This window comes from Mycobacterium shigaense (genome assembly GCF_002356315.1).
GTDB lineage: Bacteria > Actinomycetota > Actinomycetes > Mycobacteriales > Mycobacteriaceae > Mycobacterium > Mycobacterium shigaense.
Genome location: NZ_AP018164.1, coordinates 437,298 through 462,001, shown reverse-complemented (window position 1 = coordinate 462,001; position 24,704 = coordinate 437,298). Strand labels below are relative to the sequence as shown.

Below are 24,704 nucleotides of genomic sequence, written 5' to 3'. Positions count from 1 at the left end.
CACGGTTCTTACTCTGCAGTAAGTTCGTCCTTCGTTACGGTTGGCTAATACCCGGCACATCCCACCCCTACATTTCGACCGCCAAAAATATGGAAGGCAGCTCCGTGGCTACCACTCATTCGTCCGATCTGCTCTCGCAGGTTGTCAACTCCGCCCCCGGGTCGTTCGTCGCGAAGCAGCTTGGTGTCCCGCGACCCGAAAACCTCCGCCGCTACTCACCCGGCGACCCGCCCCTGGCTGGGTCCGTGTTGATCGGCGGCCCCCCGGACCAGCAGGGCCGGGTGGTCGAGCCGCTGCGTGTGGCGCTGGAAAAGGATTACGACCTGGTGGGCAACAACTTGGGCGGTCGTTGGGCCGACGAGTTCGCCGGCCTGGTCTTCGACGCCACCGGGATCACGACCCCGTCCGGGCTCAAGGCGCTGCACGAGTTCTTCACGCCGCTGTTGCGCAATCTGGGCCGCAACGGCCGCGTTGTCGTCGTCGGCACCACGCCCGACCTGGCGGCCAGCAGCGACGAGCGGATAGCGCAGCGCGCTCTGGAGGGCTTCACCCGCTCGCTGGGCAAGGAGTTGCGCGGCGGCTCCACCGTCGCGCTGGTGTACCTGTCGCCCGAGGCCAAACCCGCCGCGACCGGCCTGGAATCGACGATGCGGTTCATCCTGTCGGCCAAGTCGGCCTACGTCGACGGGCAGGTCTTCTACGTCGGGGAGGCCGACTCGACCCCGCCCGCCGACTGGGACCGGCCGCTGGACGGCAAGGTCGCCATCGTGACCGGCGCCGCCCGCGGCATCGGCGCGACAATCGCGGAGGTGTTCGCCCGCGACGGCGCGCGGGTCGTCGCGATCGACGTGGAGTCCGCCGCGGAGGCCCTGGCCGAGACCGCGAGTCGCGTAGGCGGCACCGCGCTGTGGCTCGATGTCACCGCCACCGACGCGGTCGAGAAGATCACCGAGCACCTGCGCGACCATTACGCCGGGCACGCCGACATCCTGGTCAACAACGCCGGCATCACCCGCGACAAGCTGCTGGTCAACATGGACGACGCCCGCTGGGACGCCGTGTTGGCCGTCAATCTGCTTGCCCCGCAACGGCTTACCGAAGGACTGATCGACAACGGCAGCATCGGCGCCGGGGGCCGGGTGATCGGCTTGTCCTCGATGGCCGGCATCGCGGGCAACCGCGGCCAGACGAACTACGCCACCACCAAGGCCGGCATGATCGGGCTCACCCAGGCGCTGGCTCCCGGGCTCTACGAGAAGGGCATCACGATCAACGCGGTGGCCCCGGGTTTCATCGAGACCAAGATGACGGCGGCCATTCCACTGGCCACCAGGGAGGTCGGCCGTCGGCTGAACTCGCTGCTGCAGGGCGGCCAGCCCGTCGACGTCGCCGAGACCATCGCCTACTTCGCAAGCCCGGCGTCAAACGCGGTGACGGGCAACGTCATCCGCGTCTGCGGTCAGGCCATGTTAGGCGCATGATGGAACAACCTAGCGGCCTGCGAAACATGCTGCGGGCGGTCGCTGGGGCCCTGCCCCTGGTGCCGCGGGGCGACAGACTGCCCGGCCGCACCGTGACCGTCGACGAGCTGGCCATCGACCGGACCAACGTCGCCGAGTACGCGGCTGTCACCGGTTTGCGCTTCGGCAACAACGTCCCGCTCACCTACCCGTTCGCGCTGACCTTCCCCGCGCTGATGGCCCTGGTGACCGGGCTCGACTTTCCCTTTGCCGCAATGGGATCGGTGCACACCGAGAACAACATTACGCAGTACCGGCCCATCTCGGTCACCGACACGGTCGGGGTGCAGGTGCACGCGGAAAACCTGCGCGAGCACCGCAAGGGCCTGCTAGTCGACCTGGTGACCAACTTACATGTAGGCAACGACGTTGCGTGGCACCAGGTTACGACGTTCCTGCACCAACAGCGCACCAGCCTGTCCGACGAGCCCAAGCCGCCGCCGCAGAAGCAGCCCAAGCTGCCACCGCCGAGCACCGTGCTGCGCATCACCCCCGGCCGGATCCGGCGTTACGCGGCTGTCGGCGGCGATCACAACCCGATCCACACCACTCCGATCGCCGCCAAGCTGTTCGGATTCCCGACCGTCATTGCGCACGGAATGTTCAGTGCGGCAGCGGTACTGGCCAACATCGAGGCCAGACTGCCCGACGCCGTGCAGTATTCGGTGCGGTTCGGCAAGCCGGTGGTGCTGCCTGCCACCGTCGGCCTCTACATCGACGAGGACGACGCCGGCTGGGACCTCTCGCTGCGCAACATCGCGAAGGGATACCCGCACCTGACGGGTCGCGTGCAGCCCCTTTAGCCGCTCACCCGGCGCGTTCGTCCTGCTTTTGCGCGGGCAGGCGGCGGCGCAGCAGCCGGCGGAGCCCGTGGGCGCCGGTAGCGGTCAGCAGGAAGACGCCGAACAGCCAGAGCGGCGGCCGGGCCAGCTCCCAGACGAAGATCGCCGCCCAGATCGGCGACCCCTGGGTGACCGCAAGCACGCCGGCCGCGCCGGCCAGCGACACCGCCGGGACGTGCAGCTGCGTCCCGGCCAGCCAGTTGATGGTCAACACCAGCAACGCTCCCGCCGCGGCGCCGGTGGCCAGCGACGGCGTGAGCATGCCGCCGGCGCCGCCGGCGCGCAGGAACAGGGCGGTCAGCAGCGGCTTGAGCAGCAGGATCGCCGCCGCGGCCGACAGCGTCAGCCCGCTGGCCAGGCTGACGGTCAGGATGCTGCGGCCGTTGCCCGGCAGTTCCGGCCACCACTGCGCGCAGAATCCCATTACCAGCCCGGCGCCGGCGAGCGCCGGGACCAGCACCCAGCCGCGGATCTGCCGGGTTGGCCGCGCCGCGGCCATGATCCGGTTGAACGCCAGCCCGACGCCCAGCGCCAACGGCGCCATCACCAGCCCGTGCGCGGTCAGTAGGTACGTCGACTCTCCGATCGGCCAATCCAGGCTGGGTTGATCGCGGGTGCTGGCCGAACCGACCGCGACGGCCAGGCTCGAGGTGAGCAACGCCGCGCCCAGCGCGCGCGGATGCCAGGTGTTCAGCATGATGCGCACCGAGAACAGCGCCCCGGCCAGCGGCACGGCGTACACCGCGCCCAGCCCGGCGCCGGCCGCGCAGGCCAGCAGGATCTCGCGGTCGCGGCCGGACAGCCGCCGCAGCCAGCCCGTCGCCAAATCGCCCAGTGCGGCCGCGAATTGGCGCGGCGCACCCTCCCGGCCCAGGGACGCCCCCGAGCCGACCAGCAGCACCTGCAGCATGGCGTCGATGCTCCAGGACCACCGGGGTATCCGTTCATACCGGGCGATGGTCCCGGCCAGCGGCGGCACCTCGGCCCGGTGCCGCAGGATCCACCAGCCGGCCCCGGCCAGTGCGGCGCCGACCATCGGTCCCAGCACGCGCCGAGTGGTGCTGCTGGCCCTGACGCCGGACAGCATGGTGCCGAAGCTGTAGTGATAGGTCAGGTGCTGAACGCTGCGCAGCACGAACGTCGTGGACAAGCCCGCAACCCCGGCCAGCAACCCGACGATGACGACCGCGCAGAAGAAGTCGACGTGCGACTGGCGGCGCCCGCGGAAGGCCACGGCTCGAATCTATGTCACCGGCGGTCAGCCGGCAGCGACGTTGTGGCCGTCCACTTCCGGCAGCGCGCCGTCGCGGTCCTGGGGCGCGCCGCGCAGGCCGTGCCAGAACAGCCCGATCATCAGCTCGGCGGCGTCGTCGACGTCGATGTCCCCGGTGGACAGCCGGGTGGCCATCGCCTCACCGGCACCCACCAAGGCCACCGCCATCATCTGGTGCTCGGCGTCCGAGCGCGGCGTGCGGCTGCCGGAACGCACCAGCCCAGCCACCATTTCGATGATCTGCTCGCGTCCTTCGCGGACGGTGTGGGCGAACGCCTGCGAGCTGATGGCCTGGGTGTACATCACGATCCACGACGCGCGGTTGGCATCGATGTAGCGCAGGAACGACACGATGGTGTTGCGCAACAGGTCCCGGGGGCTCTTGGTGAAGTCGATGTCGGCGCGCACCGCCTCGATGAACCGGGTCAGCTCGCGGTTCAGGCAGGCGCCGAACAGATCCTCTTTGGAGCCGTAGTACAGGTAGAGCATCGGCTTGGAGATCTCGGCCGCGGCCGCGATCGTGTCCATCGAGGTCTCGTGGTAGCCGTTGACCGAGAACATCTGCACGGCGGCGTCGAGCATCTGCTGCTCCCGGACAGCGCGCGGCAACCGTTTGGTACCACCTGCCATCGTGCTCTGCCCTTTCAGGCCCCCGGGCCTCGTCTATCTGAATCCAGAGTAACGATGATGCGGCAAATTAGTGTCCACACGCCCGACTTGGGCCTTTCATCGCCGCCAGCCGCGCCACCGACTGGTTCACCGCGGGCAGGGCCAATTCGCCTGCCGCGACGGACTTCTCGAGTCGGTCGAGCACGGCCGGCACCTCGTCGGTGGTGACCCAAAGCGCCTCGTCGATACCGGCCTGCAAGGTGCGCAGCACCGCCTCGGCCACGCCGAACCGCTCGGTGATCGCGGCCATGCTGGACAGGTCGTCGCTGAACACCGGGCCGTCGAAGGGCGGGGCGCCGTAGCCGATGCCGTCACGCAGCAACTGCACCGCGGGCCGGCTCAGAGTGGCCGGGTCGTCGCCGGTCAGCCCGGGAACCTGCAGGTGACCCAGCATGACTCCGACGGGCGCGGCGGTCACCAGCGTCCGGTACGGCACCAGGTCGACGGTCTGCAGGTCACTCAGCGGCGGCGTCACCACCCCGCCCTTGTGTGAATCGCCCGAGCCATGCCCGTGACCCGGGAAGTGTTTGAGCACCGGCAGCACCCCGGCATCGCGCAGGCCCTGCGCGTAGGCGCCGGCGTAGTCGGTGACCGTCTGCGGATCGTTGCTGAACGAGCGGTCCCCGATCACGGCATCGTCGGGCTCGTCCGACACGTCGACCACCGGCGCGAAATCGATCGTGATGCCCAGGTCGTGCAGCTTCTTGCCACGCTGCGCGGCCAGGTCGTGCACCTGGGTCGGGGTCTGGGTTCGGGCCAGCGTCCGGGCCGATGGGGCCGAGCCGATCAGCGACCGTAACCGCGACACCCGCCCACCCTCCTCGTCGACGCTGACCGCCAGCGGCAACGGCCCGGCGCTGCCCGCGATGTCGGCCAGGGGCCCCTGGAAGAGCGACAGGTCCGTCCAGCCGCCGATGAAGATCCCACCGACGTGGTAGGTGTCCACGACGGCCCGGGCATCGTCGGCGTTCTTCACGCCGACCATCAGCAGCTGAGCCAGCTTGTCGCGGGTCGACAACGACGTGGTGGGGTCGCCGCACACCGGCGGCGCGGGCGCGGCGACCGGCTTGCCGGAGGTGGACGGGCTGGGTCGCGTCGCGGTGTGCCCGCAACCGACCACCAGCACCGATGCGGCGACGAGCGCTGCAAGAGTGCGCGGAAAGGGCATCGGGCCATGTTGTCACGGGTGTTTCGACCCGGGCCCAGGGGGCGACCCCTGTTACCTTGACGATTGACCGGTTTGACCGGCGGGGGTACTAGCGCGAGCTAGCAGGGACGACGCAAGGGGGCTGGCGATGCCCGGGTTCACGCTGGCTGCCGCGGCGAGCATCGCGGCGGGCCTGACGATCGGCGCCGCGGCGGCGGTCGGCGTCACCATCGCGGTCGAGGGCCACGCCGCCGTGCCCGCGACGACCCCGGCGACGCAGCTCCCCACCGGGCCGTATCTGGTGAATTACGGCGACCGGTGCTGGCGCGGGCACTGTATTCCCTGGCCTTCATGAGGGCCCTCATGAGCCCGCGCGACTCGCGGCCGGACCCGCACCAGGCGTTCTGCTAGGTTGGCGTTAGGTCGTCTCAGCTACGACCGTGAACTCCAAGGAGCCATCGAATGAACCGCATCATTGCGCCCGCCGCCGCGAGCGTGGTGGTTGGTTTGTTGCTGGGCGCGGCGGCGATCTTCGGCGTCACGCTGATGGTGCAACAGGACACGAAGCCGCCAATCCCCGGGGGCGATCCGCAGTCGTCAGTGCTCAACCGGGTCGAGTACGGCAACCGTAGCTAGCGGCGATCGCAAGCGCGGCCGCGGCGATCGCAAGGGCGGCGTAGCCGGGCGCAGCGGGTCGCCACCACCGGAAGTAGCCGCGCGCAGCGGGTCGGCGCCATCGGACTCAACGACGGCCCAGACCCCGTCGTCCGGGCTTGCGCAACCGGCCGGGGGCCCGTCGGCAAGCCCGCTGTCGCGCCGCTGGCTGGTGTTGGTCGGGATTCTCGCGCTGGCGTTGACGTTCCTGCAGTCGCCGGGGCGGACCTCCCCCGACACCAAGCTGGACCTCACCGCCAACCCGTTGCGGCTCCTGCTGCGCGCCACCAACTTGTGGAACAGCCAGCTGCCGTTCGGGCAGGCGCAGAACCAGGCCTACGGCTACCTGTTTCCGCACGGCGCCTTCTTTCTGCTCGGCCACGTACTCGGGCTGCCCGGCTGGGTGACCCAGCGGCTGTGGTGGGCGCTGCTGCTGACGGTCGGCTTCTGGGGTCTGCTGCGAGTCGCCGAGGCGCTGGGAATCGGTAGCCCGACGTCGCGGGTGATCGCCGCCGCGGCGTTCGCGCTGTCTCCGCGTGTGCTGACCACCCTCGGCTCGATCTCGTCGGAGACGCTGCCGATCATGCTGGCGCCGTGGGTGTTGCTGCCGACGATCCTCGCTTTGAGATTTGGGGGGCGAGGGACTTCGGGCCGGTCGGTGCGCGCGCTGGCCGGCCAGGCCGGGCTGGCAGTGGCGCTGATGGGCGCCGTCAACGCCATTGCCACGCTGGCGGGCTGCCTGCCCGCGGTGATCTGGTGGGCCAGTCATCGGCCCAACCGACGGTGGCGGCGCTACACCGCGTGGTGGCTGCTGACCCTGGCCCTGGCGACGCTGTGGTGGGTGGTGGCGCTGGTCCTGCTGCGCAAGGTCAGCCCGCCGTTCCTCGACTTCATCGAATCGTCCGGCGTGACGACGCAGTGGTCGTCGCTGACCGAGATGCTGCGCGGCACCGACAGCTGGACCCCGTTCGTCGCACCGACCGCCACCGCGGGCGCGCCGCTGGTGACCGGGTCGGCGGCCATCCTGGCCACCTCCCTGGTCGCGGCGGCGGGCCTGGCCGGGCTGGCCAGCAGGGGGATGCCGGCGCGGGGACGACTGGTGACCATGCTGCTGGTCGGCGTGGTCCTGATGGCCGTCGGATACAGCGGGGGGCTGGGCTCGCCGCTGGCCCACCAGGTGCAGGTTTTCCTGGACGCCGCGGGAGCCCCGCTGCGCAACGTGCACAAGCTGGAATCGGTGATCCGGATCCCGCTGGTGCTGGGCGTCGCGCAGCTGCTGGGCCGGATCCCGCTGCCGGGCAGCGCGCCGCGAACGGTGTGGTTGCCCGCCTTCGCGCACCCCGAGCGCGACAGGCGCGTCGCCGCGGGCGTCGTGATACTGACCGCGCTGACCGCCGGCACCTCGCTGGCCTGGACCGGCCGGCTCACCCCGCCGGGCACGTTCAGCGCGATACCGCGGTATTGGCAGCAGACCGCCGACTGGCTCGCCCAGCACAACACCGGGACGCCCACCCCCGGACGCGTGCTGGTGGCGCCGGGGGCGCCGTTCGCCACCCAGACCTGGGGCACCAGCCACGACGAGCCACTGCAGGTGCTCGGCACCAGCCCCTGGGGCGTGCGCGACTCGATCCCGTTGACCCCGCCGCAGACCATCCGGGCGCTGGATTCGGTGCAGCGCCTGTTCGCCGCCGGGCTCCCCTCCGCCGGGCTGGCCGATACCCTTGCCCGCCAAGGTATTTCGTACGTCGTGCTGCGCAACGACCTGGATCCCGAGACGTCACGCTCGGCCCGCCCGATCCTGGTGCACCGCGCCATCGAGGGCTCGCCGGGGCTGGTCAAGGTCGCGCAGTTCGGCGACCCGGTGGGGCCCGGTACCCTGGCCGGGTTCGTCGCCGACAGCGGGCTGCGCCCGAGCTACCCGGCGGTCGAGATCTTTTCCGTCGCGCCGAGCGGGGTCGCGCCCGGCAATCCCGGTGCGCCCTACTTCGTCGACACCGACCGGCTGGCCCGCGTCGACGGCGGCCCCGAGGTGCTGCTGCGCCTAGACGAGCGGCGCCGCCTGCAGGGCCTCCCGCCGCTGGGGCCGGTACTGATGAACCAGGATTTGAGGGATGCCCGCGGCGCCGGCCTGCTGATGGCCGCCCCGGTGACCGTGACGGACACTCCGCTGGCGCGCGAGACGGACTACGGCCGGGTCGACGAGCACTCGTCGGCGATTCGCGCCGCCGGGGACACCAGGCACACCTACAACCGCGTGCCCGATTACCCCGTCCCGGGCGCCGACCCGGTGTACGGCGGCTGGACCGGCGGCCGGATCAGCGTGTCGAGCTCGTCGTCGGATTCGACCGCGATGCCCGACGTCGCGCCGGCCACCTCGCCGGCCGCCGCGATCGACGGCGACCCGGCGACGTCCTGGGTGTCCAACGCCCTGCAGACCGCCGTCGGGCAGTGGCTGCGGGTGGATTTCGACCACCCGGTCAATAACGCCGCGATCACCCTGACGCCCAGTGCGACCGCCGTGGGCGCCCAGGTCCGGCGCATCCTGATCGAGACCGCCAACGGCAGCACCACTTTGCGGTTCGACGAGGCCGGCAAGCCGCTGACCGCCGCCCTGCCCTATGGCGAGACGCCGTGGGTGCGGGTCACCGCCATCGGCACCGAAAACGGTTCCGGCGGTGTGCAATTCGGCATCACCGACCTGTCGGTTACGCAGTACGACGCGGCCGGCTTCGCGCACCCGGTGAACCTGCGGCACACCGTGCAGGTACCCGGGCCGCCGCCCGGCGCGCCGGTCGCGGCGTGGGACCTGGGCTCGGACCTACGCGGTCGGCCGGGCTGCGCCCCGGCACCCGACTCCGTGCGCTGCGCGTCGTCGATGGCCCTGGCGCCCGAGGAGCCGGTCAACTTCAGCCGGACCCTGACCGTCGCGACGCCGGTGTCGGTGACGCCAGCGCTGTGGGTGCGCCCGCGGCAGGGCCCAAAACTTGCCGACCTGATCGCCGAGCCGAATACGACTCGCGCCCAAGGCGATTCGGATGCGCTGGACCTCCTCGGGTCGGCCTATGCGGCCACCGACGGCGACCCGGCCACGGCGTGGACGGCGCCGCAGCGCGTGGTGCAGTACAAGACCCCGCCGACGTTGACCGTGACGCTGCCGCGCCCGGCGGAGGTCGCCGGCCTGCGGCTGACCGCCAGCCGCTCGGCATTGCCGGCCCACCCGACGATGGTGGCGGTCGACCTGGGCGACGGCCCGCAGGTACGGGCACTACACGGCGACGAGAGCGTGCTGTCACTGCGACCCCGGCTGACCGACACCGTCACGCTGAGCCTGCTCGACTGGCAGGACGTGATCGACCGCAACGCGTTGGGCTTCGACCAGCTCAAGCCGCCCGGACTGGCCGGTGTCGCGGTACTCGGCGCCGACGGTAATCCGATCGCGCCCGCGGATTCCGCGCGCAACCGCGAGCGGGAGATCGTCGTCGACTGCGACCACGGGCCGGTGATGGCGGTCGCCGGCCGGTTCGTGCACACCTGGATCCGGACGACGGCGGGCGCGCTGCTGGGCGACGAACCGATTCCCGCCATCCCCTGCGACCGCGCGCCGATCGCGCTGCCGGCCGGACAGCAGGAATTCCTGATCAGCCCTGGCGCCCAGTTCGTGGTGGACGGCGCGCGGTTGTCGGCTCCCGGCTTTGACCGGGGCGCCGCCGGTCCGCCCCCGGTCGCCGCCACCACCGGGGCCTGGAGCGCCGACCGGCGCGAAATACGAGCCCCCGCATCGGCCAACTCGCGGGTGCTCGTCATTCCCGAGAGCATCAACCCGGGCTGGGTGGCGCGCACCGGCAGCGGGGCCCGGCTGACACCGGTCGCGGTCAACGGCTGGCAGCAGGGCTGGGTGGTGCCCGCGGGAGACGCCGAAACCATCACGCTGACCTTCGCGTCCAACTCGCTGTACCGGGCCGGGCTGGCGACGGGCCTGGCGTTGCTGCCGCTGCTGGCGGTGCTCGCGTTGTGGCGTACCCGCCGCGCTCGGCCCGACGACGCACCCGCGCAGCCGTGGCCCTCCGGGCCCTGGGCCGCGGTGCCGGCGGTGGCGGCCAGCGCGCTGATCGCGGGGGCGGCCGGGACCGTGCTGGTCGGCGGCGCCCTGGGCCTGCGGTATGCGCTGCGCCGCCGGGATCGGCTGCGTAACCAGCTCACCGTGGCGATCAGCGCCGGCGGCCTGATCCTCGCCGGCGCGGCACTGTCGCGGCATCCCTGGCGATCGGTCGACGGTTATGCCGGCCATTCCGCGAGTGTTCAACTGCTGGCATTGATTTCGCTCGCCGCGGTGACCGCGTCGGTCGTCGTGCTGCCCGAGCACCTGGGACGCTCCCGCGACGACTGCTAGGTTGGTCAAATCGCCGCCGTCCGAGGAGTTACGGCCATGGGATGGTTTACCGCACCCGGGTACTGGCTGGGCAGACTGTTGCTGGAGCGCGGCACCGCGGCGATCTACCTGATCGCCTTCGTCGCGGCCGCGGTCCAGTTCCGCGCACTCATCGGAGAATACGGAATGCTGCCGGTGCCAAGGTTTTTGGCTGACCGATCGTTCTGGAGAACGCCGAGCATCTTCCATCTCCGCTACTCCGACCGGCTCTTCGCGAGCCTCGCTTGGTTCGGCGCCGCGCTGTCGACGGCGATCGTCGCCGGCGTGGCCGACCTGGCGCCGCTGTGGGTCGCGATGCTGATGTGGTTGACCCTGTGGATTCTGTACCTGTCGATCGTCAACGTCGGCCAGGCCTGGTACTCGTTCGGGTGGGAATCGCTGCTGCTGGAGACCGGCTTCCTGATGATCTTTCTGGGCAACGACCGCACCGGACCGCCGGTGCTGACGCTGCGGATGGCGCGGCTGCTGCTGTTCCGGGTCGAGTTCGGCGCCGGGCTGATCAAGCTACGCGGCGACCCGTGCTGGCGCGAACTGACCTGCCTGTACTACCACCACGAAACGCAGCCGATGCCCGGTCCGCTGAGCTGGTTCTTCCACCATCTACCGAAACCGCTGCACCGGATCGAGGTGGCGGGCAACCACTTTGCCCAGCTGATCGTGCCGTTCGGGCTGTTCGCGCCCCAGCCCGTCGCCACCGTGGCCGCGGTGATCATCGTCGTGACCCAGTTGTGGCTGGTGTTGTCGGGCAACTTCGCCTGGCTGAACTGGGTGACGATCGTCTTGGCGTGCAGCGCGATCGACCAGTCGTCGCTGGCGGCGCTGCTGTCGATACCCGCCGCCCCTACCTGGGGCTCGCCACCGGCGTGGTTCGTCGTCGCGGTGTGCACCTTCGCGACCGCGGTGGTGTTCCTCAGTTACTGGCCGATACGCAACATGTTGTCGTCGCGGCAGCGAATGAACATGTCGTTCAACCCCTTTCATCTGGTCAATACCTACGGAGCCTTCGGCAGCATCGGTCGCGTGCGCCGCGAGGTGGTGATCGAGGGCACCGACGAGGCCAGGATCTCCGCGCAAACGGTCTGGCGGGAATACGAATTCAAGGGCAAGCCCGGCGCGGTGGGCCGGCTGTCGCGACAATTTGCGCCCTATCATCTGCGGCTGGACTGGCTGATGTGGTTCGCCGCCCTGTCACCGGGCTACGCGCAGCCGTGGCTGACGCCGTTCCTGCAGCGGCTACTGCGCAACGACGCGCCGACGCTGCGCCTGCTGCGGCACAACCCCTTCCCGGCGTCGCCGCCGACGTATGTGCGCGCCCAGCTCTATCGGTACCGCTTCACGACGCCGGCCGAACTGCGGCGCGACCGGGCGTGGTGGCATCGCGCCCTGGTCGGTGGCTACGCGGGACCACTCGCGGCGCCGGCGGAGCCTTCGCGGCAGCACGGTTAGCTCCATCCCCGGGCTTACGCTGACCTGCGCCCTTAGCCGTCGACTGTTATCGACGGCCGAGTACGGGCGACGAGGTTGTCCGCTCGGCCGACTCGACCGACGGCGCGGCGAATGCCTCGTTCAGGGTGAGAGTCCCGCAAGTTAGTTTTTCGACCCGGATTTTTAATCTATTGACATAGTTTCTTCAGGATACTTTTTCCCAGATTTATCTTCTGCTTGGCTGCCTGACAGATCTGAGAGCGTCGCAGGTGGCCGGGCCTAATTGGTTGCCGCGCTCGACGAAGTCCCGGAGCTGCCGCGGCCCGCCTCGGCAGGCTCCGCTGGCGCCGCGACGGTCGGTGCCGACGGGCCTCGGTTGCCACAGAGCTGGCTAGTGTTCTGGTCACACGAGCATTGCGGCGCCCGCAGCCATGGGATCGCGATGGCTGAATTTTCCGAATTACGTTGCACATCAACGCTATCGGTGGCTTCTACTGTCATCTGTTGGTGATAGCACCCCGGAGAAGGAGGGACCACATGGATTTCGGAGCGTTGCCACCGGAGATCAACTCCGGCAGGATCTACTCTGGGCCAGGACCGGCGCCGCTGTTGGCCGCCGCGGCCGCCTGGGATGGATTGGCCGCCGAATTAGATTCGGGCGGCAACATCTTACGGATCACAAATTTCGGAGCTGAGTACCAGCTGGCACGGCCCGTCCGCGACGACGATGGCGGTCGCGGTAGCGCCGTACATCGCATGGCTCGCCAAAAGCGCTGCGCAGGCTGAGCAAACAGCACTTCAAGCCAGGGCGGCGGCAGGCGCATACGAGGCCGTCTTCGTGGCGACTGTGCCGCCACCGGTGATCGCGGCCAACCGGTCGTTGTTGGCAACCTGGAGGACAAGAACCCCGGGCTGAGCAGCACCGGCGCCGCCCAGTTCGCGACCATATCGGCGAAGGCCTTTTGCCCAAGACAGCTGCAAGATGCCGGCGGCGGTAAAGGCGGCCATGGCTCACCGCCATGGACACCCGATCCGCCTGTTTGAAGCTCCTCTCGAGGGTGGGTGTACCGGCCAGCCAACTCTCCAGGATCTCCCGGGTGCCGGCCGCATACCGCGCCTGCGCGGACAGCGTGGTGCCCGAAACATGCGGCGTCATGGCGTTATTGGGCATGGTCCGCCAAGGGTGGTCGGCGGGCGGCGGCTGCGGGTACCAGACGTCGCCGGCGTATCCCGCGAGCTGCCCACTGCGCAGCGCGGCCGCGATCGCCTCGGGGACGGTTTCCTCACCGCGGGCGGTGTTGACGATGTAGGAGCCGCGGCGCATCGTGCCGAGCAGCCGCTCGTCGAACATCCGGCGGGTCGCGTCGTACAGCGGTGAATGGATGGAGACGATGTCGACCGAGCGCACCAGCGACTCCACGTCTGGGTGAAACGTCACGTTGAGTTCCCTCTCGGCTTCCGGCGAGAGCCGGCGGGTGTCGGTGTAGTGCAGGTTGACGTCGAACGGGGCCAGCCGGCGCAGCACCGCCCGTCCGATGCGGCCCGCGGCGATCAGCCCGACGTCCATGCCCTCCACGTCGTAGGCGCGCTCCACGCAGTCCGCGATGTTCCAGCCGCCGTCGGTGGCCCATCGGTGCGACGGTACGAAATTGCGCACCAGCGTGAGGATCTGCATCACGGTGTGCTCGGCGACGCTGATGCTGTTGCTGTAGGTCACCTCCGCCACGGTGATCCCGCGCTGCTGGGCCACCTCGAGGTCCACGTGGTCCGAGCCGATGCCCGCGGTCAGCGCCAGTTTGAGGTTCGGCGCCTTGTCGATCCGCTCCTTGGTCAGGTAAGCCGGCCAAAACGGTTGGGAGATAACGACGTCGGCGTCGACGAGCTCACGCTCGAATTCGGAGTCCGGCCCGTCCTTGTCCGAGGTCACCACCAGCTCGTGGCCGCCGTCGGCGAAGAACTTGCGAAGCCCCAGCGCGCCCGAGACGCAACCGAGCAACTCACCCGGGGTGAAGTCGATGCCCGACGGCGACGGCACCGTGCTGCCGTCGGGATAGCTCTGGATCGTCGGGATTCTGTCGCGGGCGTACTTCGGCGGGTACCCGTTGACGGGGTCCGGGTAGAGCACCATCACACACTTGGCCATCGCATTCTCCTTTGGGCGCGTTCCTCCCCTCCCAGGTTTCGCCGTCGAGTCGCCGCTGTCCAAGACGGGATTCCGACTGGCCGATAGGTCCCGCCTATCAGACTCAAACGCGGCCGAATGCCTCGCCGAGGTCCGCGTCCTGCGCGGTCTGCAGCAGCACCCGGGTGATGACCGAGCCGGGTTCAGCGGCGTTGGTGACGAGCGCCATCGGCGCCGTGACCGACGGATCGTGCAGCCGCAGCACCGAAGCGCCGGCGGGGACCCCGAGGACTCGTATCCAGGTGTGCGGCACGATGCTCGCCCAGCGACCGGTGGCGATGTGCGCGAATAATGTTGCGACAGAATCGGTTTCGAGTTGCGGATTGATGGTCAGGCTCTGGGTGGCCAGCGCATCGTCGATGACGCGTCGTCCGCGCATCCCCACGGTCAGCAGGCACAGCGGCAGCGCCAGGGCATCAGACCAACTGATGGTGTCGGGCTTCCCGGCCAGCAGGTCGCCGCCGACGACGAGCACCTGGTGTTCCTGATACAGCGGGGTGACCAGCAGTTCCTGGGTGTCGTGTCGGTCCGGGTAGAGCATGCCCGCGTCCAATTCGAATCGGCGGATCCGTTCGATGATCTCGGCCGAACGCAGGTTGGCCTCCACCTGCACCCGCACCAACGGATGCGCGGCGCAAAACGGATCCGTCAGCAGCGCTACGGTAGTCGCGGCGTTGGGCACCACGCCTAGACGCAGCTCGCCGACGAGGCCGGTCTGCAGCGCCGCGACTTCGAGCGTGAGCGCGTCACGGTCGGCCAGGATGCGCCGGGCCCAATGCACCAGCCGTTCGCCCTCGGGCGTCAGGCCCTCGAACTTCTGTCCGCGCCGGACCAACGGCACCTTTAGTTCGTGTTCGAGCTTGCGGATGGCCTCCGACAGCGCGGGCTGGGACACGTGGCTGGCCTCGGCGGCGCGGGCGAAATGACGCTCGCGGGCCAGCGTGACAAAGTACTCCAGCTGACGAAACAGCATGGACTCATTCGATCACGAGGTCGCGCGGCGGCGGTTACCTGCCGTCGTCGTTTTCGTCGAGGAGCATTTGTTCGGGGTGGTGGTGGGTGTTGGTGCGGGGTTGACCGTGGTCGAGGTGTGGTGGGGGGATCCATTGGGTTTTGCCGTTGGGGTGTTTTCGGGTGGTCCAGCCTTTTGGTCGCAGGAGTCGGTGATGCGGGCCGCAGGCGAAGGTCAGCTCGTTGATGTCGGTGGTGTGGGATTAGGCGTAGTCGGTGATGTGGTGGACTTCGCAGTAGTAGCCGCCCACGGTGCAGCCGGGGGCGCTGCAGCCGCGGTCCTTGGCGTACAGGACGATTCGTTGGCCTGGGGAGGCCAGGCCCCGGAACACCCTGGATGCACACTCGTACAATAACTTTGGCGAATGACTAGAGCGTCTCGTCCAACTCCCCCAGCCGGTCGGTCAGCCGCAGGTTCTCCGAGTAGTCCACCGGGCAGCAGATCAGCGAGACGCCGTCGTCGGCCAGCGCGGTCCGCAGCGTCGGCAATAGTTCCTCGGCACTGTTAATCCGGTAGCCCTTGGCGCCAAAGCTTTCCGCGTATTTGATGATGTCGGGATTGCCGAACTTCACGTAGTAGTGCTCGCCGAGTTCGAGATCCATCTTCCATTCGATGAGCCCGTAGCCGCCGTCCTCCCAGATGAGCACCACCAACGGAATGCGTTCGCGCACCGCGGTCTCGATCTCCTGCGAGTTCATCAGGAAGGCCCCGTCGCCCACGACGGCCAACACCTTGGACTCGGGGATGGCCAGCTTGACACCGAGCGCCCCCGGCAGCGCAAAACTCATGGTGGACAAACCATTCGAGATCAGGCATGTGTTCGGCTCGTACGTCGGGTAGAGCCGGGCCATCCACATCTTGGTGGCCCCGGTGTCAACCAGCACGATGTCGTTGCGGCCCAACGCCTCTCGGGTGTCGGCCACCACCCGCGCGGGCGCCAGGGGATAGCGCGAATCCTGTTGTCCCCGAGCGAATTCCTCGGCCAGCAAGCCCGATCCGGGGACCTCCGGCTCGGCGTCGAAGCCGTGGCCGGCGAGCGCGTCGGTGAGCGCATCCACCGAGGCGCTGATGTCGCCGATGATGCCGACGTCGACCGAATAGTGCGCGTCGACCTCCGCCGGGAAACGGTGGATGTGGATGATCTTCTTGTCGGCCTGGGGGTTGATCCGGACGGGGTCGAACTCCTGCAGCTCGTAGCCGACCGTGACGACGACGTCGGCGTTGTCGAAGCCGAAGTTGACGTAGTCATGCCGCATGAACCCTAGCGTCCCGATGGCGTTGGGGTGATCGTCGGGCATGACGCCCTTGCCGTGGAAGGTGTTGGCCACGGGGATGCCGAGCTTGTCGGAGAAGCGCACCAGCGCCTCGGTCGCATGGCTGCGGGCGGCGCCGTGCCCGGCCAGCACCACCGGTCGCTTCGCGGCCCGCAGAATTTCTGCCGCGCGCTCGATCTGCCCGGGCGCCGGCGCGTCGGCACGAACCACATTGCGCGGCAACGGGTTCAGATCGGGATAGTCGGCGGCATCTGCATCTATGTTCTCCGGCACCGCCAGGTAGACGGCGGCTGGGCGTTCGCTCTCGGCGAGCTTGAACGCCTTGCGGAACATCTCCGGAATCGCGTGCGGGGTGGGGACCCTGGCCGCCCACCGGGTGATCGGGGCGAACATCGACACCAGGTCGACGTATTGGTGGGACTCCTTGTACTCGCGATCCTGACCGACCTGCGCGGAGATCGCCACCATCGGGGTGCTGTTGGTGGTCGCGTCGGCGACGCCCAGCTGCATGTTGATCGCGCCGGGACCCAGCGTGGCCGACACCACTGCCGCCCGGCCGGTCACCCGCCCGTACATCTCGGCCATGAACGCCGCCCCCTGCTCGTGCCGGGTCAGCACGTAGCGGATCGTCGAGGACGCCAGCGCCTGCACGAAGCGGATGTTCTCCTCGCCCGGCAGGCCGAACACCACGGCAACGCCCTCGTTTTCCAGGCACTTGACCATCAGTTCAGCCGCTCTACTCATCCGGCACCTCCCTTGAAGGGAACGATAGTGGCAGGCTAGGTGTTGGACGCATTGCCAACTATTAAACCCGAAGGATGTCAGCGTGCCCATTGCCACCATCAACCCGGCTACCGGCGAGACAGTCAAAACCTTCACCCCGGCGACGGACGACGAGGTCGATGCCGCGATCGCCCGTGCGTATGCCCGGTATCAGGACTACCGCCACAACACCACCTTCGCCCAGCGCGCGCAGTGGGCCAACGCCACCGCCGACCTCTTGGAAGCGGAGGCCGACGAGGTCGCGGCGATGATGACCCTGGAGATGGGCAAGACCCTGAAGTCGGCCAAGGCCGAAACGCTCAAGTGCGCCAAGGGTTTTCGCTACTACGCCGAGCACGCCGAGCAGCTGCTCGCCGACGAGCCGGCCGACGCCAAGGCGGTGGGCGCGAAGCGCGCCTACACCCGCTACCAGCCGCTCGGGGTGGTGCTGGCCGTGATGCCGTGGAACTTCCCGCTCTGGCAGGCCGTCCGGTTCGCCGCGCCGGGCCTGATGGCCGGCAACGTGGGCATCCTCAAGCACGCCTCGAATGTGCCCCAGAGCGCGCTGTACCTGTCCGATGTGATCACCCGGGGCGGCTTCCCCGAGGGCTGCTTCCAGACGCTGCTGGTGTCGTCCAGCGCCGTCGAGCGCATCCTGCGCGACCCGCGCGTCGCAGCGGCGACGCTGACCGGCAGCGAGCCGGCCGGGCAGTCGGTCGCCGCCATCGCCGGCGACGAGATCAAGCCGACGGTGCTCGAGCTCGGCGGCAGCGACCCGTTCATCGTGATGCCGTCGGCCAATCTGGACGAGGCTGCCAAGACCGCGGTCACCGCCCGCGTGCAGAACAACGGCCAGTCCTGTATCGCCGCCAAGCGGTTCATCATCCACACCGACATTTACGACGCGTTCGTCGAGAAGTTCACCGAGCGGATGCAGGCGCTGAAGATCGGCGACCCCACCGACCCGGACACCGATGTGGGCCCGCTGGCTACGGAGTCGGGCCGCGACGAGATCGCCAAGCAGGTCGACGACGCCGCAGCGGCCGGGGCCACCATCCGCTTGGGCGGTAAGTCCATCGACCGGCCCGGTTGGTTTTACCCGCCGACCGTGGTCACCGACATCACCAAGGAGATGGCGCTGTACACCGAGGAGGTGTTCGGCCCGGTGGCATCGATGTACCGCGCCAAGGACATCGACGAGGCCATCGAGATCGCCAACGCCACCACGTTCGGGTTGGGGTCCAACGCCTGGACCAACGACGAGGCGGAGCAACAACGCTTCATCGACGACATCGAGGCCGGGCAAGTCTTCATCAACGGGATGACGGTGTCCTACCCCGAGTTGGGGTTCGGCGGCGTCAAACGTTCGGGCTACGGCCGCGAGCTTGCCGCCCCAGGCATCCGCGCCTTCGTCAACGCCAAGACCGTCTGGGTCGGTTAGCGGCTCAGACGCTCGCCAGGGCCTTTTCGTCCTCGTCGGCGAAGGTATCCTCGAGCTGCACCGGTGAGTAGTCGAGGTCGATCTCGGCGACCGGGCGCCCCCGGGCGCTGGAGATGGTGCCGAACCGGCGCATCCCCTTGTCCGCCGCGTAGGCCATGGACTCGTCCGTCGACAGACCGAAGGGCATCGGGTCGTACAGGACGAACCCCTCTTCGATGAGGCGCAGCCCGAGCGGCATCAGCTCGTTCATCCGCGTTTCGAACACGCCCCAGTTGGCGTCGTCGGCGGCGACGTGCCGGCGGCAGGTGAAGGTGCCCCAGGCCATGTGGCGCCGCTCGTCGTCGCCGATGCGCCGCACCAGCTCCTGCATGCCGGGCAGGATGCCACGTTGCACGCAGATCTTGTGCCAGATGTAGTAGCCCGTCAGCGCCAGCATGCCCTCGACCATGTGGTTGTAGGTGACCGACGCCCGGACCTGGGCGGCCGGCGACGGGTCAACGGTCAAGGCGCTCAAGCACTCTGGCAGTTCCTCGTAGAAGATCGTGCGGTAGGTCGGGACGTCGTCGATGAACGGATGCAGGTCGTCGGTGACGCCGACGGCGTCGAGCCACATGCGGAAGACCTGGACATGCTTGGCTTCCTCGAAGGCGAATTGCGTCAGATACATCTCGTCGCCCAGCCGGCCCTCGGCCCGCATCGCGGCCATGAACGGCTGGATGTCCTGGGTCACCGATTCCTCGCCGGCGATGAACTCGGCGCACAACCGGGTCGCGTAGTGGCGTTCGTCGTCGGTCAGCCGTTCCCAGTCCTCGCGATCGCGGGAGAAGTCGATGTCGGCGGGGTTCCAGAATTTCGCATTACCTCCGGCAAACAGCTTGAGCGGCAAGCTATCCCAGTTGAGTCCGCCTTGTGCCATCGAGGCAATTCGGGTTCTGTTCATGTGACCTCCTCAGATCGCAATGGGGCTGAGTCGACGGCGGCGCTTGGGCTTTCAGGCGATGCCGAGAATGCCGCGGCCAGCACGGCCACCAGCCGGCGCACCGCCAGCGCCGGTTGCTCGGGCGTCGGCTCGTCGAGCCCGAGGATCGGGTCCAGGCCGCGCAGGTAGGGCGCGAGCGCCAGGTGCGGGCAGATCAACAGCAGCAGCGACAGCATCGCGTCGATGTCGGCGTCGGCGCGGAAGTCGCCCCGCCTCTGGGCGTCCCGCACCAGCGGCCGCAGCACTTCGAGGTAGTGGCGGTGAATGACGGACCGCACGCTGATGCGGGCGTCGGTGTCGACCTCCAGCGAGGCCGCGGCGTGCAGCGCGCGCTCGTGCGGGTGGTCGGCGAAGTAGCTAACCCAGACGTCGAGCCAGTCGGTGAGGAATTCGAAGAACGGCCGGCCCGGGTCCAGCTCGCGGATCCGGCCCTCCATGTAGTCGCGCACGCGCTGGCTGCCGATGTCGGCGATGAACGCGAACAGGTCCCGCTTGTCCGCAAAGTATTGGAAGAGGCTGCCTTTGGCTACCCCCGCCCGCCGGGCGATGACGTTCAGGCTGCCGCGGGAGAATCCGTGCGCCCCGAATTCTTCCTCGGCGGCCTCGATAATCGCCGCGCGCCGAGCCGGATCGACCCGCGCCCATGTGACCGTCGGCACCGCGCCTCCTTGCGTCAATGACCAGTGGTCATCTTACTGTGAGCCACGCCACAGTCAAGGGCGGGTACCGACGGCCTCCGTCGCGCGGCGCCGAACCTACGGCCGCATCTGGTAAGCGCCGTTGATCGGTGCGATGTGCTCTTTCCAGATCTGCTCGTAGCGCGACGGGTCGTGCACCGGGCGGCGGACCATCCGCGTCGCGAAGCGGCTCTGCGCATCGGTGGTCGACGGCTTGTCGTTGAGCTCGACGGCATAGCCGTTGAAGTCCCGGACCAGCACCGCGAAGATCGCGTCGATCAGCGTCTCGTCCACGTCGGACAGCGCCGCCTCCTCCAGGATGAGCTGGGCATACGGCACAACCGCGAACAGCTGCCCCACGGCGAATGCGAAATCAATGTCCTTCTGCTGCAAGGCATCCGGGGTAGCGCCGGCCAACATCTCGGCCAACACCTCGATCTGGGCGCGCAGCACGGCGACGTTGGGCAAGTGCGCGAAGCCGTCGAACGGCGGCCGCCAATCGTGGAACCGCACCTTGCCCAGGCCGCCGGTCGGCCCCTGGGCGAACAGGAACGCGTCGTCGGCCGCGTCGTCGCGCCGGTCGAGAATGGGCAGGTCGCTGTTGGGGGCGAACAGGAAGTTGGGCATGAACTTGGCGAGCAGCCCGATGTTGATGTGGACGGTGCCCTCCAACCGGGGCAGCAGACCGATCTCCCGGGCCATGGCCTCGAAAATGGTGTCCTTCTCAACACCTTTAGCGGCGATGACATCCCACAACGCGGTGATGACGCGCTCGCCTTCGCTGGTGATCTTCGCCTTCGTGAGCGGGCTGTAGAGCAGGTAGCGACGGTCGGTCTCGGATGCGCCGCGCATGTAGTCGCAGGCGCGGGTGGCGACCAGCTTCATCGCGATCAATCGGGTGTACGCGTCGGTGAGCAGCCGTCGCACATGGGTGAAGTCAGTGACGACGGTGCCGTACAGGATGCGGTTGGAGGCGTGGGTGACCGCCTCGTACATGGCGTGGGTGCACATGCCGACCGCGCCCCAGCCCAGGTTGTACTTGCAGATGTTGACGGTGTTCAGCGCGGCGTGGAAGGCCGCGGGGCCGCGGTGCAGGATGTCGGCCTCGGTGACGGGGTAGTCGCGCAGCGCGTAGTTGGCGACGAAGTTCTGCGAGTTCACCACGTTCTTGATCAGGTCGTAACGGTCGTGCTGCGAGTCGGCGGCAAAGAACACATACTCGTCGGCGTCCTTTGAGGAGTCGGCGATCTTGCCGAACGTCGACACCGTGCGAGCCACGTTGGCGTTGCCGATGTAGTACTTCTCGCCGTTGGCCACCCAGCCGCCGTCGCCGGGGGTGAGGATCATGTCGGTCTGGTAGACGTCGGCCCCGTGGGTCTGCTCGGACAGCCCGAAGCCGAAGACCTCCCCGGCGTCCAGCTGAGCAGCGGCCTTGCGCTTGGCGTTCTCGTTGTCACTCATCCAGATCGGACCCAGGCCGAGGGCGGTGACCTGGAACGGATACCAGTAGTTCAGCCCGTAAAAGCCCACGATCTCGGCGAATTCGCTGATTCGGTAGGTGTCCCAGCGACAGTCGGCACCACCGTAGGACGACGGGGTCAGCAGCGCGGCGAAGATGCGCTCGCGGCCCACGTGGTCTAAGAAATCGGAATACCACCGCCGTTCGTGGTCGTCTTCCTTGAGCCGGGCCTTGCCCCTGGACTCGAAGAAATCCACCGTAGCCGCCATGATCTCGCCCGAGCGGCGATCGGGGTACCAGCGTTGCAGCTGGTTGGGATTGAGCAACATGACGGACTCCTGCGGGTTCGGACCTGGACGAGAGCGACGGTACTTGAGCAGGCGGGTAGAAAAACACCCCTGTTGGACCACCGCCGCGCGGGCCTAGCATCAGCGACGTGTCAGAACTCAATACCGCAAGCGGAACAATCGACACCGCCGATCTCGGCGTCACCCTTATGCACGAGCACGTCTTCATCATGACCACCGAGATCGCGGAGAACTATCCGGAAGCGTGGGGCGACGAGGACAAGCGCGTCGCCGATGCCATCGAACGGCTCAACGAACTCAAGGCCCGCGGGGTGGACACCATCGTCGACCTCACGGTGATCGGCCTCGGCCGTTGCATTCCCCGCATCGCCCGCGTTGCGGCAGCCACCGACCTGAAAATCGTTGTGGCAACCGGTCTTTACACCTACAACGACGTGCCGATGTACTTTCACTACCTCGGCCCGGGCGGTGAGCTGGGCGGCCCGGAGATCATGACCGACATGTTCGTGCGTGACATCGAGCAGGGCATCGCCGGCACCGGCATCAAGGCCGGGATCCTCAAATGCGCCACCGACACACCCGGCCTGACCCCCGGCGTCGAGCGGGTGCTGCGCGCGGTGGCCCAGGCCCACAAACGCACCGGCGTGCCGATCTCGACGCACACGCACGCGGGCCTGCGGCGCGGCCTCGATCAGCAGCGCATCTTCGAAGAAGAGGGCGTCGACCTGACCCGGGTGATCATCGGCCACTCCGGCGACAGCACCGACATCGGCTACCTCGAGGAGCTCATCGCCGCCGGGTCCTACCTCGGGATGGACCGCTTCGGCATCGACGCGTTCCTGCCGTTCGAGGATCGGGTGAACACGGTGGCCCGGATGTGCGAGCGCGGGCACGCCGACAAGATGGTGCTCTCGCACGACGCCAACTGTTACTTCGACGCGCTGCCCGACGAACTGGTGTCCCAGGTGATGCCGAACTGGCACTACCTGCACATCCACACCGACGTCATCCCGGCCCTGAAGGACCGCGGGGTCAGCGACGAGCAGCTGCACACCATGCTGATCGACAACCCCCGCCGCATCTTCGAGAGTCAGGGTGCCTATGAGTGAGCCCACCCCGCCGATCGGCGCGCAGATTTCCGCGCTGGCCGAGCTGGCCCCCGACGAGCCGGCGGTCAGCTGCGACGGCGTGACCCTCACCCGCCGCGAGCTCGACCGCTCGACCAACCGACTGGCGCGTGCCTATGCCGAGCGTGGCGTAGGCGTCGGCGACTACGTGACGATGGTGCTGCCCAACTCGATCGAGTGGATCCAGGTCGCGGTGGCGTGCTGGAAGCTCGGTGCGGTGCCGCAGCCGTTGTCGGCGCGGTTGCCCGACGCCGAGTTGCAGGGCCTGGTCGGCCTGCGCCCGCCCGCCCTGCTCGTGGGTCGTGATAGCCATGAAATACCTAGTTTGCCAACAGGTTTCGTGCCCGATCCGGCGCTCTCGGACGCCGCGTTGCCCGAGGCGGTCTCGCCGGTGTGGAAGGCGATGGGCTCCGGCGGCAGCACCGGGCGGCCCAAGCTCATCGAGTCCGGCGGTGACAGCCGCATCCCCGCCGCCATCGGCTATCCGCTGGGCGCACAGGAAGGCGACACCACGCTGGTGCCGATCCCGCTGTCGCACAACACCGGTTTCACCACCGCGACGATCGCGCTGATCATGCGCCATCATCTGGTGGTGATGAGCCGATTCGACCCGCATGGGTTCCTGCGGCTGATCACCGACCATCGCGTCACGTTCCTGACGACGGTGCCGACGATCATGCAGCGGGCGCTGCCGGTATACCACGCCGATCCGGACGACTACGACCTGTCGTCGCTGCGGCGGTTCTGGCACATGGGGGCGCCGTGCCCGCCGGCCGTCAAGGAGGCTTGGATCGACCTGGTGGGTCCCGAGGTCGTCTGGGAACTCTACGGCGGCACCGAATTACAGGCTCTCACGTTCATCCGCGGCGACCAGTGGCTGACCCACCGCGGCTCGGTCGGCGTGGTGGTCGCCGGGGAGATGAAGGTGCTCGACGACGACGCAAACCCTTGTCCGCCAGGCGTGGTCGGCGAGGTCTACATGCGTCCGGCGCCCGGCAGCGCGCCGACCTACCGCTACGTCGGGGCCTCGGCCAAAAGCCGCGACGGCTGGGAGTCGCTGGGCGACCTCGGCTACTTCGACGAAGACGGGTTCCTGTACCTGTCGGATCGCCGGGTGGACATGTTCACCGTCGGCGGCCGCAACGTGTACCCCGCCGAGATCGAGGGAGCGCTGTCGGCGCATCCGGAGGTGTTGTCCTGCCTGGTCGTCGGGGTTCCCGATCCGAACGCCGGCGACCTGGGGCAGGTCCCCTATGCGCTGGTGCACACGGCCGACGGATCCACGCTGGACGCCGCGGGCGTTCGGGAGTTTCTGCGTGAGCGCATCGCCGGGTACAAGGTGCCGCCGTCGGCCGAGTTCATCGAATTCGTCGACACACCGCTGCGCGACGACGCCGGCAAGGCCCGTCGATCGGCGGTGCGTGCCGAGATTATCGCGCGCCTGCAGGCCGCCGAGCCGGCCTGACATGCACCCGACCTGGGCGCCAAGAATCCGCCAAGGATCCCCGTAGCCCGCGGCCCCAG

General features: G+C 68.4%; 17 protein-coding genes and 3 pseudogenes. 10 read left to right on the top strand and 10 right to left on the bottom strand.

Translation table 11 applies throughout. The features are described from left to right. Nucleotides 1-104 precede the first annotated feature (104 nt). Together MSG_RS02170 and MSG_RS02165 are read left to right on the top strand one after the other, a co-directional pair. Complete coding sequence (locus MSG_RS02170) at nucleotides 105-1,481, top strand: 3-oxoacyl-ACP reductase (RefSeq protein WP_096443944.1); 1,377 nt, start codon at nucleotides 105-107, stop codon at nucleotides 1,479-1,481. Continuing rightward, a complete protein-coding gene (locus MSG_RS02165; RefSeq protein ID WP_096436696.1) occupies nucleotides 1,481-2,323 on the top strand; it encodes a MaoC/PaaZ C-terminal domain-containing protein in 843 nt (280 codons plus the stop codon). The genes MSG_RS02170 and MSG_RS02165 overlap by 1 nt, the downstream gene beginning before the upstream one ends. Before the next feature lie 4 nt (nucleotides 2,324-2,327). On the opposite strand, the gene MSG_RS02160 is transcribed toward MSG_RS02165, so the two are convergent. The 3 genes from MSG_RS02160 to MSG_RS02150 all read right to left on the bottom strand — a co-directional run bounded on the left by MSG_RS02160 (nucleotide 2,328) and on the right by MSG_RS02150 (nucleotide 5,472). Beyond that, nucleotides 2,328-3,596, bottom strand: coding sequence for a chloride channel protein (locus MSG_RS02160; RefSeq protein WP_096436694.1), 1,269 nt, complete (start codon nucleotides 3,594-3,596; stop codon nucleotides 2,328-2,330). Between the two features lie 24 nt (nucleotides 3,597-3,620). Beyond that, the gene (locus MSG_RS02155) at nucleotides 3,621-4,265 is read right to left on the bottom strand and encodes a TetR/AcrR family transcriptional regulator (protein WP_096436692.1); all 645 of its coding nucleotides are present in this window, start codon (nucleotides 4,263-4,265) and stop codon (nucleotides 3,621-3,623) included. A gap of 67 nt (nucleotides 4,266-4,332) precedes the next feature. Next, nucleotides 4,333-5,472, bottom strand: coding sequence for a glycoside hydrolase family 3 N-terminal domain-containing protein (locus MSG_RS02150; RefSeq protein WP_096436690.1), 1,140 nt, complete (start codon nucleotides 5,470-5,472; stop codon nucleotides 4,333-4,335). Nucleotides 5,473-5,599: 127 nt separating this feature from the next. Between MSG_RS02150 and MSG_RS02145 the strand changes: the two genes are divergently transcribed. The 5 genes and pseudogenes from MSG_RS02145 to MSG_RS02125 form a co-directional block, all read left to right on the top strand. Then, the gene (locus MSG_RS02145; protein WP_096436688.1) at nucleotides 5,600-5,806 is read left to right on the top strand and encodes a DUF2613 family protein; all 207 of its coding nucleotides are present in this window, start codon (nucleotides 5,600-5,602) and stop codon (nucleotides 5,804-5,806) included. Nucleotides 5,807-5,913: 107 nt separating this feature from the next. Then, entirely contained in the window at nucleotides 5,914-6,087 is a 174-nt protein-coding gene (locus MSG_RS02140) for a DUF2613 domain-containing protein (protein WP_096436686.1), read from the top strand. A gap of 172 nt (nucleotides 6,088-6,259) precedes the next feature. Continuing rightward, nucleotides 6,260-10,495: an alpha-(1->3)-arabinofuranosyltransferase gene (locus MSG_RS02135; RefSeq protein WP_096436684.1), complete on the top strand. Its 4,236-nt coding sequence runs from the start codon at nucleotides 6,260-6,262 to the stop codon at nucleotides 10,493-10,495. A 36-nt stretch (nucleotides 10,496-10,531) separates the two neighbouring features. Beyond that, the gene (locus MSG_RS02130) at nucleotides 10,532-11,980 is read left to right on the top strand and encodes a lipase maturation factor family protein (protein WP_096436682.1); all 1,449 of its coding nucleotides are present in this window, start codon (nucleotides 10,532-10,534) and stop codon (nucleotides 11,978-11,980) included. Nucleotides 11,981-12,496: 516 nt separating this feature from the next. Beyond that, a pseudogene (locus MSG_RS02125) lies at nucleotides 12,497-12,848 on the top strand (PPE family protein); the annotation flags it as partial. A gap of 171 nt (nucleotides 12,849-13,019) precedes the next feature. Here MSG_RS02125 and MSG_RS02120 read toward each other — a convergent pair. The 4 genes and pseudogenes from MSG_RS02120 to MSG_RS02105 form a co-directional block, all read right to left on the bottom strand. Further along, nucleotides 13,020-14,102 (bottom strand): annotated as a pseudogene (locus MSG_RS02120) (NAD-dependent formate dehydrogenase); the annotation flags it as partial. 103 nt (nucleotides 14,103-14,205) lie between these two features. Further along, on the bottom strand, nucleotides 14,206-15,114 hold the full coding sequence (locus MSG_RS02115) for a LysR family transcriptional regulator (RefSeq protein ID WP_096436680.1): 909 nt from the start codon (nucleotides 15,112-15,114) through the stop codon (nucleotides 14,206-14,208). Nucleotides 15,115-15,148: 34 nt separating this feature from the next. Beyond that, nucleotides 15,149-15,472: pseudogene (locus MSG_RS02110) on the bottom strand (HNH endonuclease signature motif containing protein); the annotation flags it as partial. A gap of 49 nt (nucleotides 15,473-15,521) precedes the next feature. Next, the gene (locus MSG_RS02105) at nucleotides 15,522-17,171 is read right to left on the bottom strand and encodes an acetolactate synthase large subunit (protein WP_096436678.1); all 1,650 of its coding nucleotides are present in this window, start codon (nucleotides 17,169-17,171) and stop codon (nucleotides 15,522-15,524) included. An 82-nt stretch (nucleotides 17,172-17,253) separates the two neighbouring features. Here MSG_RS02105 and MSG_RS02100 point away from each other — a divergent pair, with 82 nt between their 5' ends. Then, complete coding sequence (locus MSG_RS02100) at nucleotides 17,254-18,630, top strand: NADP-dependent succinic semialdehyde dehydrogenase (RefSeq protein WP_096436676.1); 1,377 nt, start codon at nucleotides 17,254-17,256, stop codon at nucleotides 18,628-18,630. A gap of 4 nt (nucleotides 18,631-18,634) precedes the next feature. Here the strand turns inward: MSG_RS02100 and MSG_RS02095 are convergent, their stop codons facing one another. The 3 genes from MSG_RS02095 to MSG_RS02085 all read right to left on the bottom strand — a co-directional run bounded on the left by MSG_RS02095 (nucleotide 18,635) and on the right by MSG_RS02085 (nucleotide 22,074). After that, complete coding sequence (locus MSG_RS02095) at nucleotides 18,635-19,570, bottom strand: R2-like ligand-binding oxidase (protein ID WP_096436674.1); 936 nt, start codon at nucleotides 19,568-19,570, stop codon at nucleotides 18,635-18,637. Next, nucleotides 19,567-20,268 (bottom strand): TetR/AcrR family transcriptional regulator, encoded by a 702-nt coding sequence (locus MSG_RS02090; protein WP_096436672.1) that lies wholly within the window; start codon nucleotides 20,266-20,268, stop codon nucleotides 19,567-19,569. Before MSG_RS02090 ends, MSG_RS02095 begins: the two co-directional genes overlap by 4 nt. A 96-nt stretch (nucleotides 20,269-20,364) precedes the next feature. Next, the gene (locus MSG_RS02085; protein ID WP_096436670.1) at nucleotides 20,365-22,074 is read right to left on the bottom strand and encodes an acyl-CoA dehydrogenase; all 1,710 of its coding nucleotides are present in this window, start codon (nucleotides 22,072-22,074) and stop codon (nucleotides 20,365-20,367) included. 107 nt (nucleotides 22,075-22,181) lie between these two features. Here MSG_RS02085 and MSG_RS02080 point away from each other — a divergent pair, with 107 nt between their 5' ends. Next, nucleotides 22,182-23,162, top strand: a complete 981-nt coding sequence (locus tag MSG_RS02080; protein ID WP_096436668.1) for a phosphotriesterase family protein — start codon at nucleotides 22,182-22,184, stop codon at nucleotides 23,160-23,162. After that, nucleotides 23,155-24,645 (top strand): AMP-binding protein, encoded by a 1,491-nt coding sequence (locus MSG_RS02075; RefSeq protein ID WP_096436666.1) that lies wholly within the window; start codon nucleotides 23,155-23,157, stop codon nucleotides 24,643-24,645. The genes MSG_RS02080 and MSG_RS02075 overlap by 8 nt, the downstream gene beginning before the upstream one ends. Nucleotides 24,646-24,704 lie beyond the last annotated feature (59 nt).

Bases quoted from the DNA above. Each gene is read 5' to 3' on its own strand.
- MSG_RS02165 (WP_096436696.1), top strand. From the start codon at position 1,481: ATGGAACAACCTAGCGGCCTGCGAAACATGCTGCGGGCGGTCGCTGGG.
- MSG_RS02155 (WP_096436692.1), bottom strand. From the start codon at position 4,265: ATGGCAGGTGGTACCAAACGGTTGCCGCGCGCTGTCCGGGAGCAGCAG.
- MSG_RS02150 (WP_096436690.1), bottom strand. From the start codon at position 5,472: ATGCCCTTTCCGCGCACTCTTGCAGCGCTCGTCGCCGCATCGGTGCTG.
- MSG_RS02145 (WP_096436688.1), top strand. From the start codon at position 5,600: ATGCCCGGGTTCACGCTGGCTGCCGCGGCGAGCATCGCGGCGGGCCTG.
- MSG_RS02140 (WP_096436686.1), top strand. From the start codon at position 5,914: ATGAACCGCATCATTGCGCCCGCCGCCGCGAGCGTGGTGGTTGGTTTG.
- MSG_RS02130 (WP_096436682.1), top strand. From the start codon at position 10,532: ATGGGATGGTTTACCGCACCCGGGTACTGGCTGGGCAGACTGTTGCTG.
- MSG_RS02115 (WP_096436680.1), bottom strand. From the start codon at position 15,114: ATGCTGTTTCGTCAGCTGGAGTACTTTGTCACGCTGGCCCGCGAGCGT.
- MSG_RS02105 (WP_096436678.1), bottom strand. From the start codon at position 17,171: ATGAGTAGAGCGGCTGAACTGATGGTCAAGTGCCTGGAAAACGAGGGC.
- MSG_RS02095 (WP_096436674.1), bottom strand. From the start codon at position 19,570: ATGAACAGAACCCGAATTGCCTCGATGGCACAAGGCGGACTCAACTGG.
- MSG_RS02085 (WP_096436670.1), bottom strand. From the start codon at position 22,074: ATGTTGCTCAATCCCAACCAGCTGCAACGCTGGTACCCCGATCGCCGC.
- MSG_RS02075 (WP_096436666.1), top strand. From the start codon at position 23,155: ATGAGTGAGCCCACCCCGCCGATCGGCGCGCAGATTTCCGCGCTGGCC.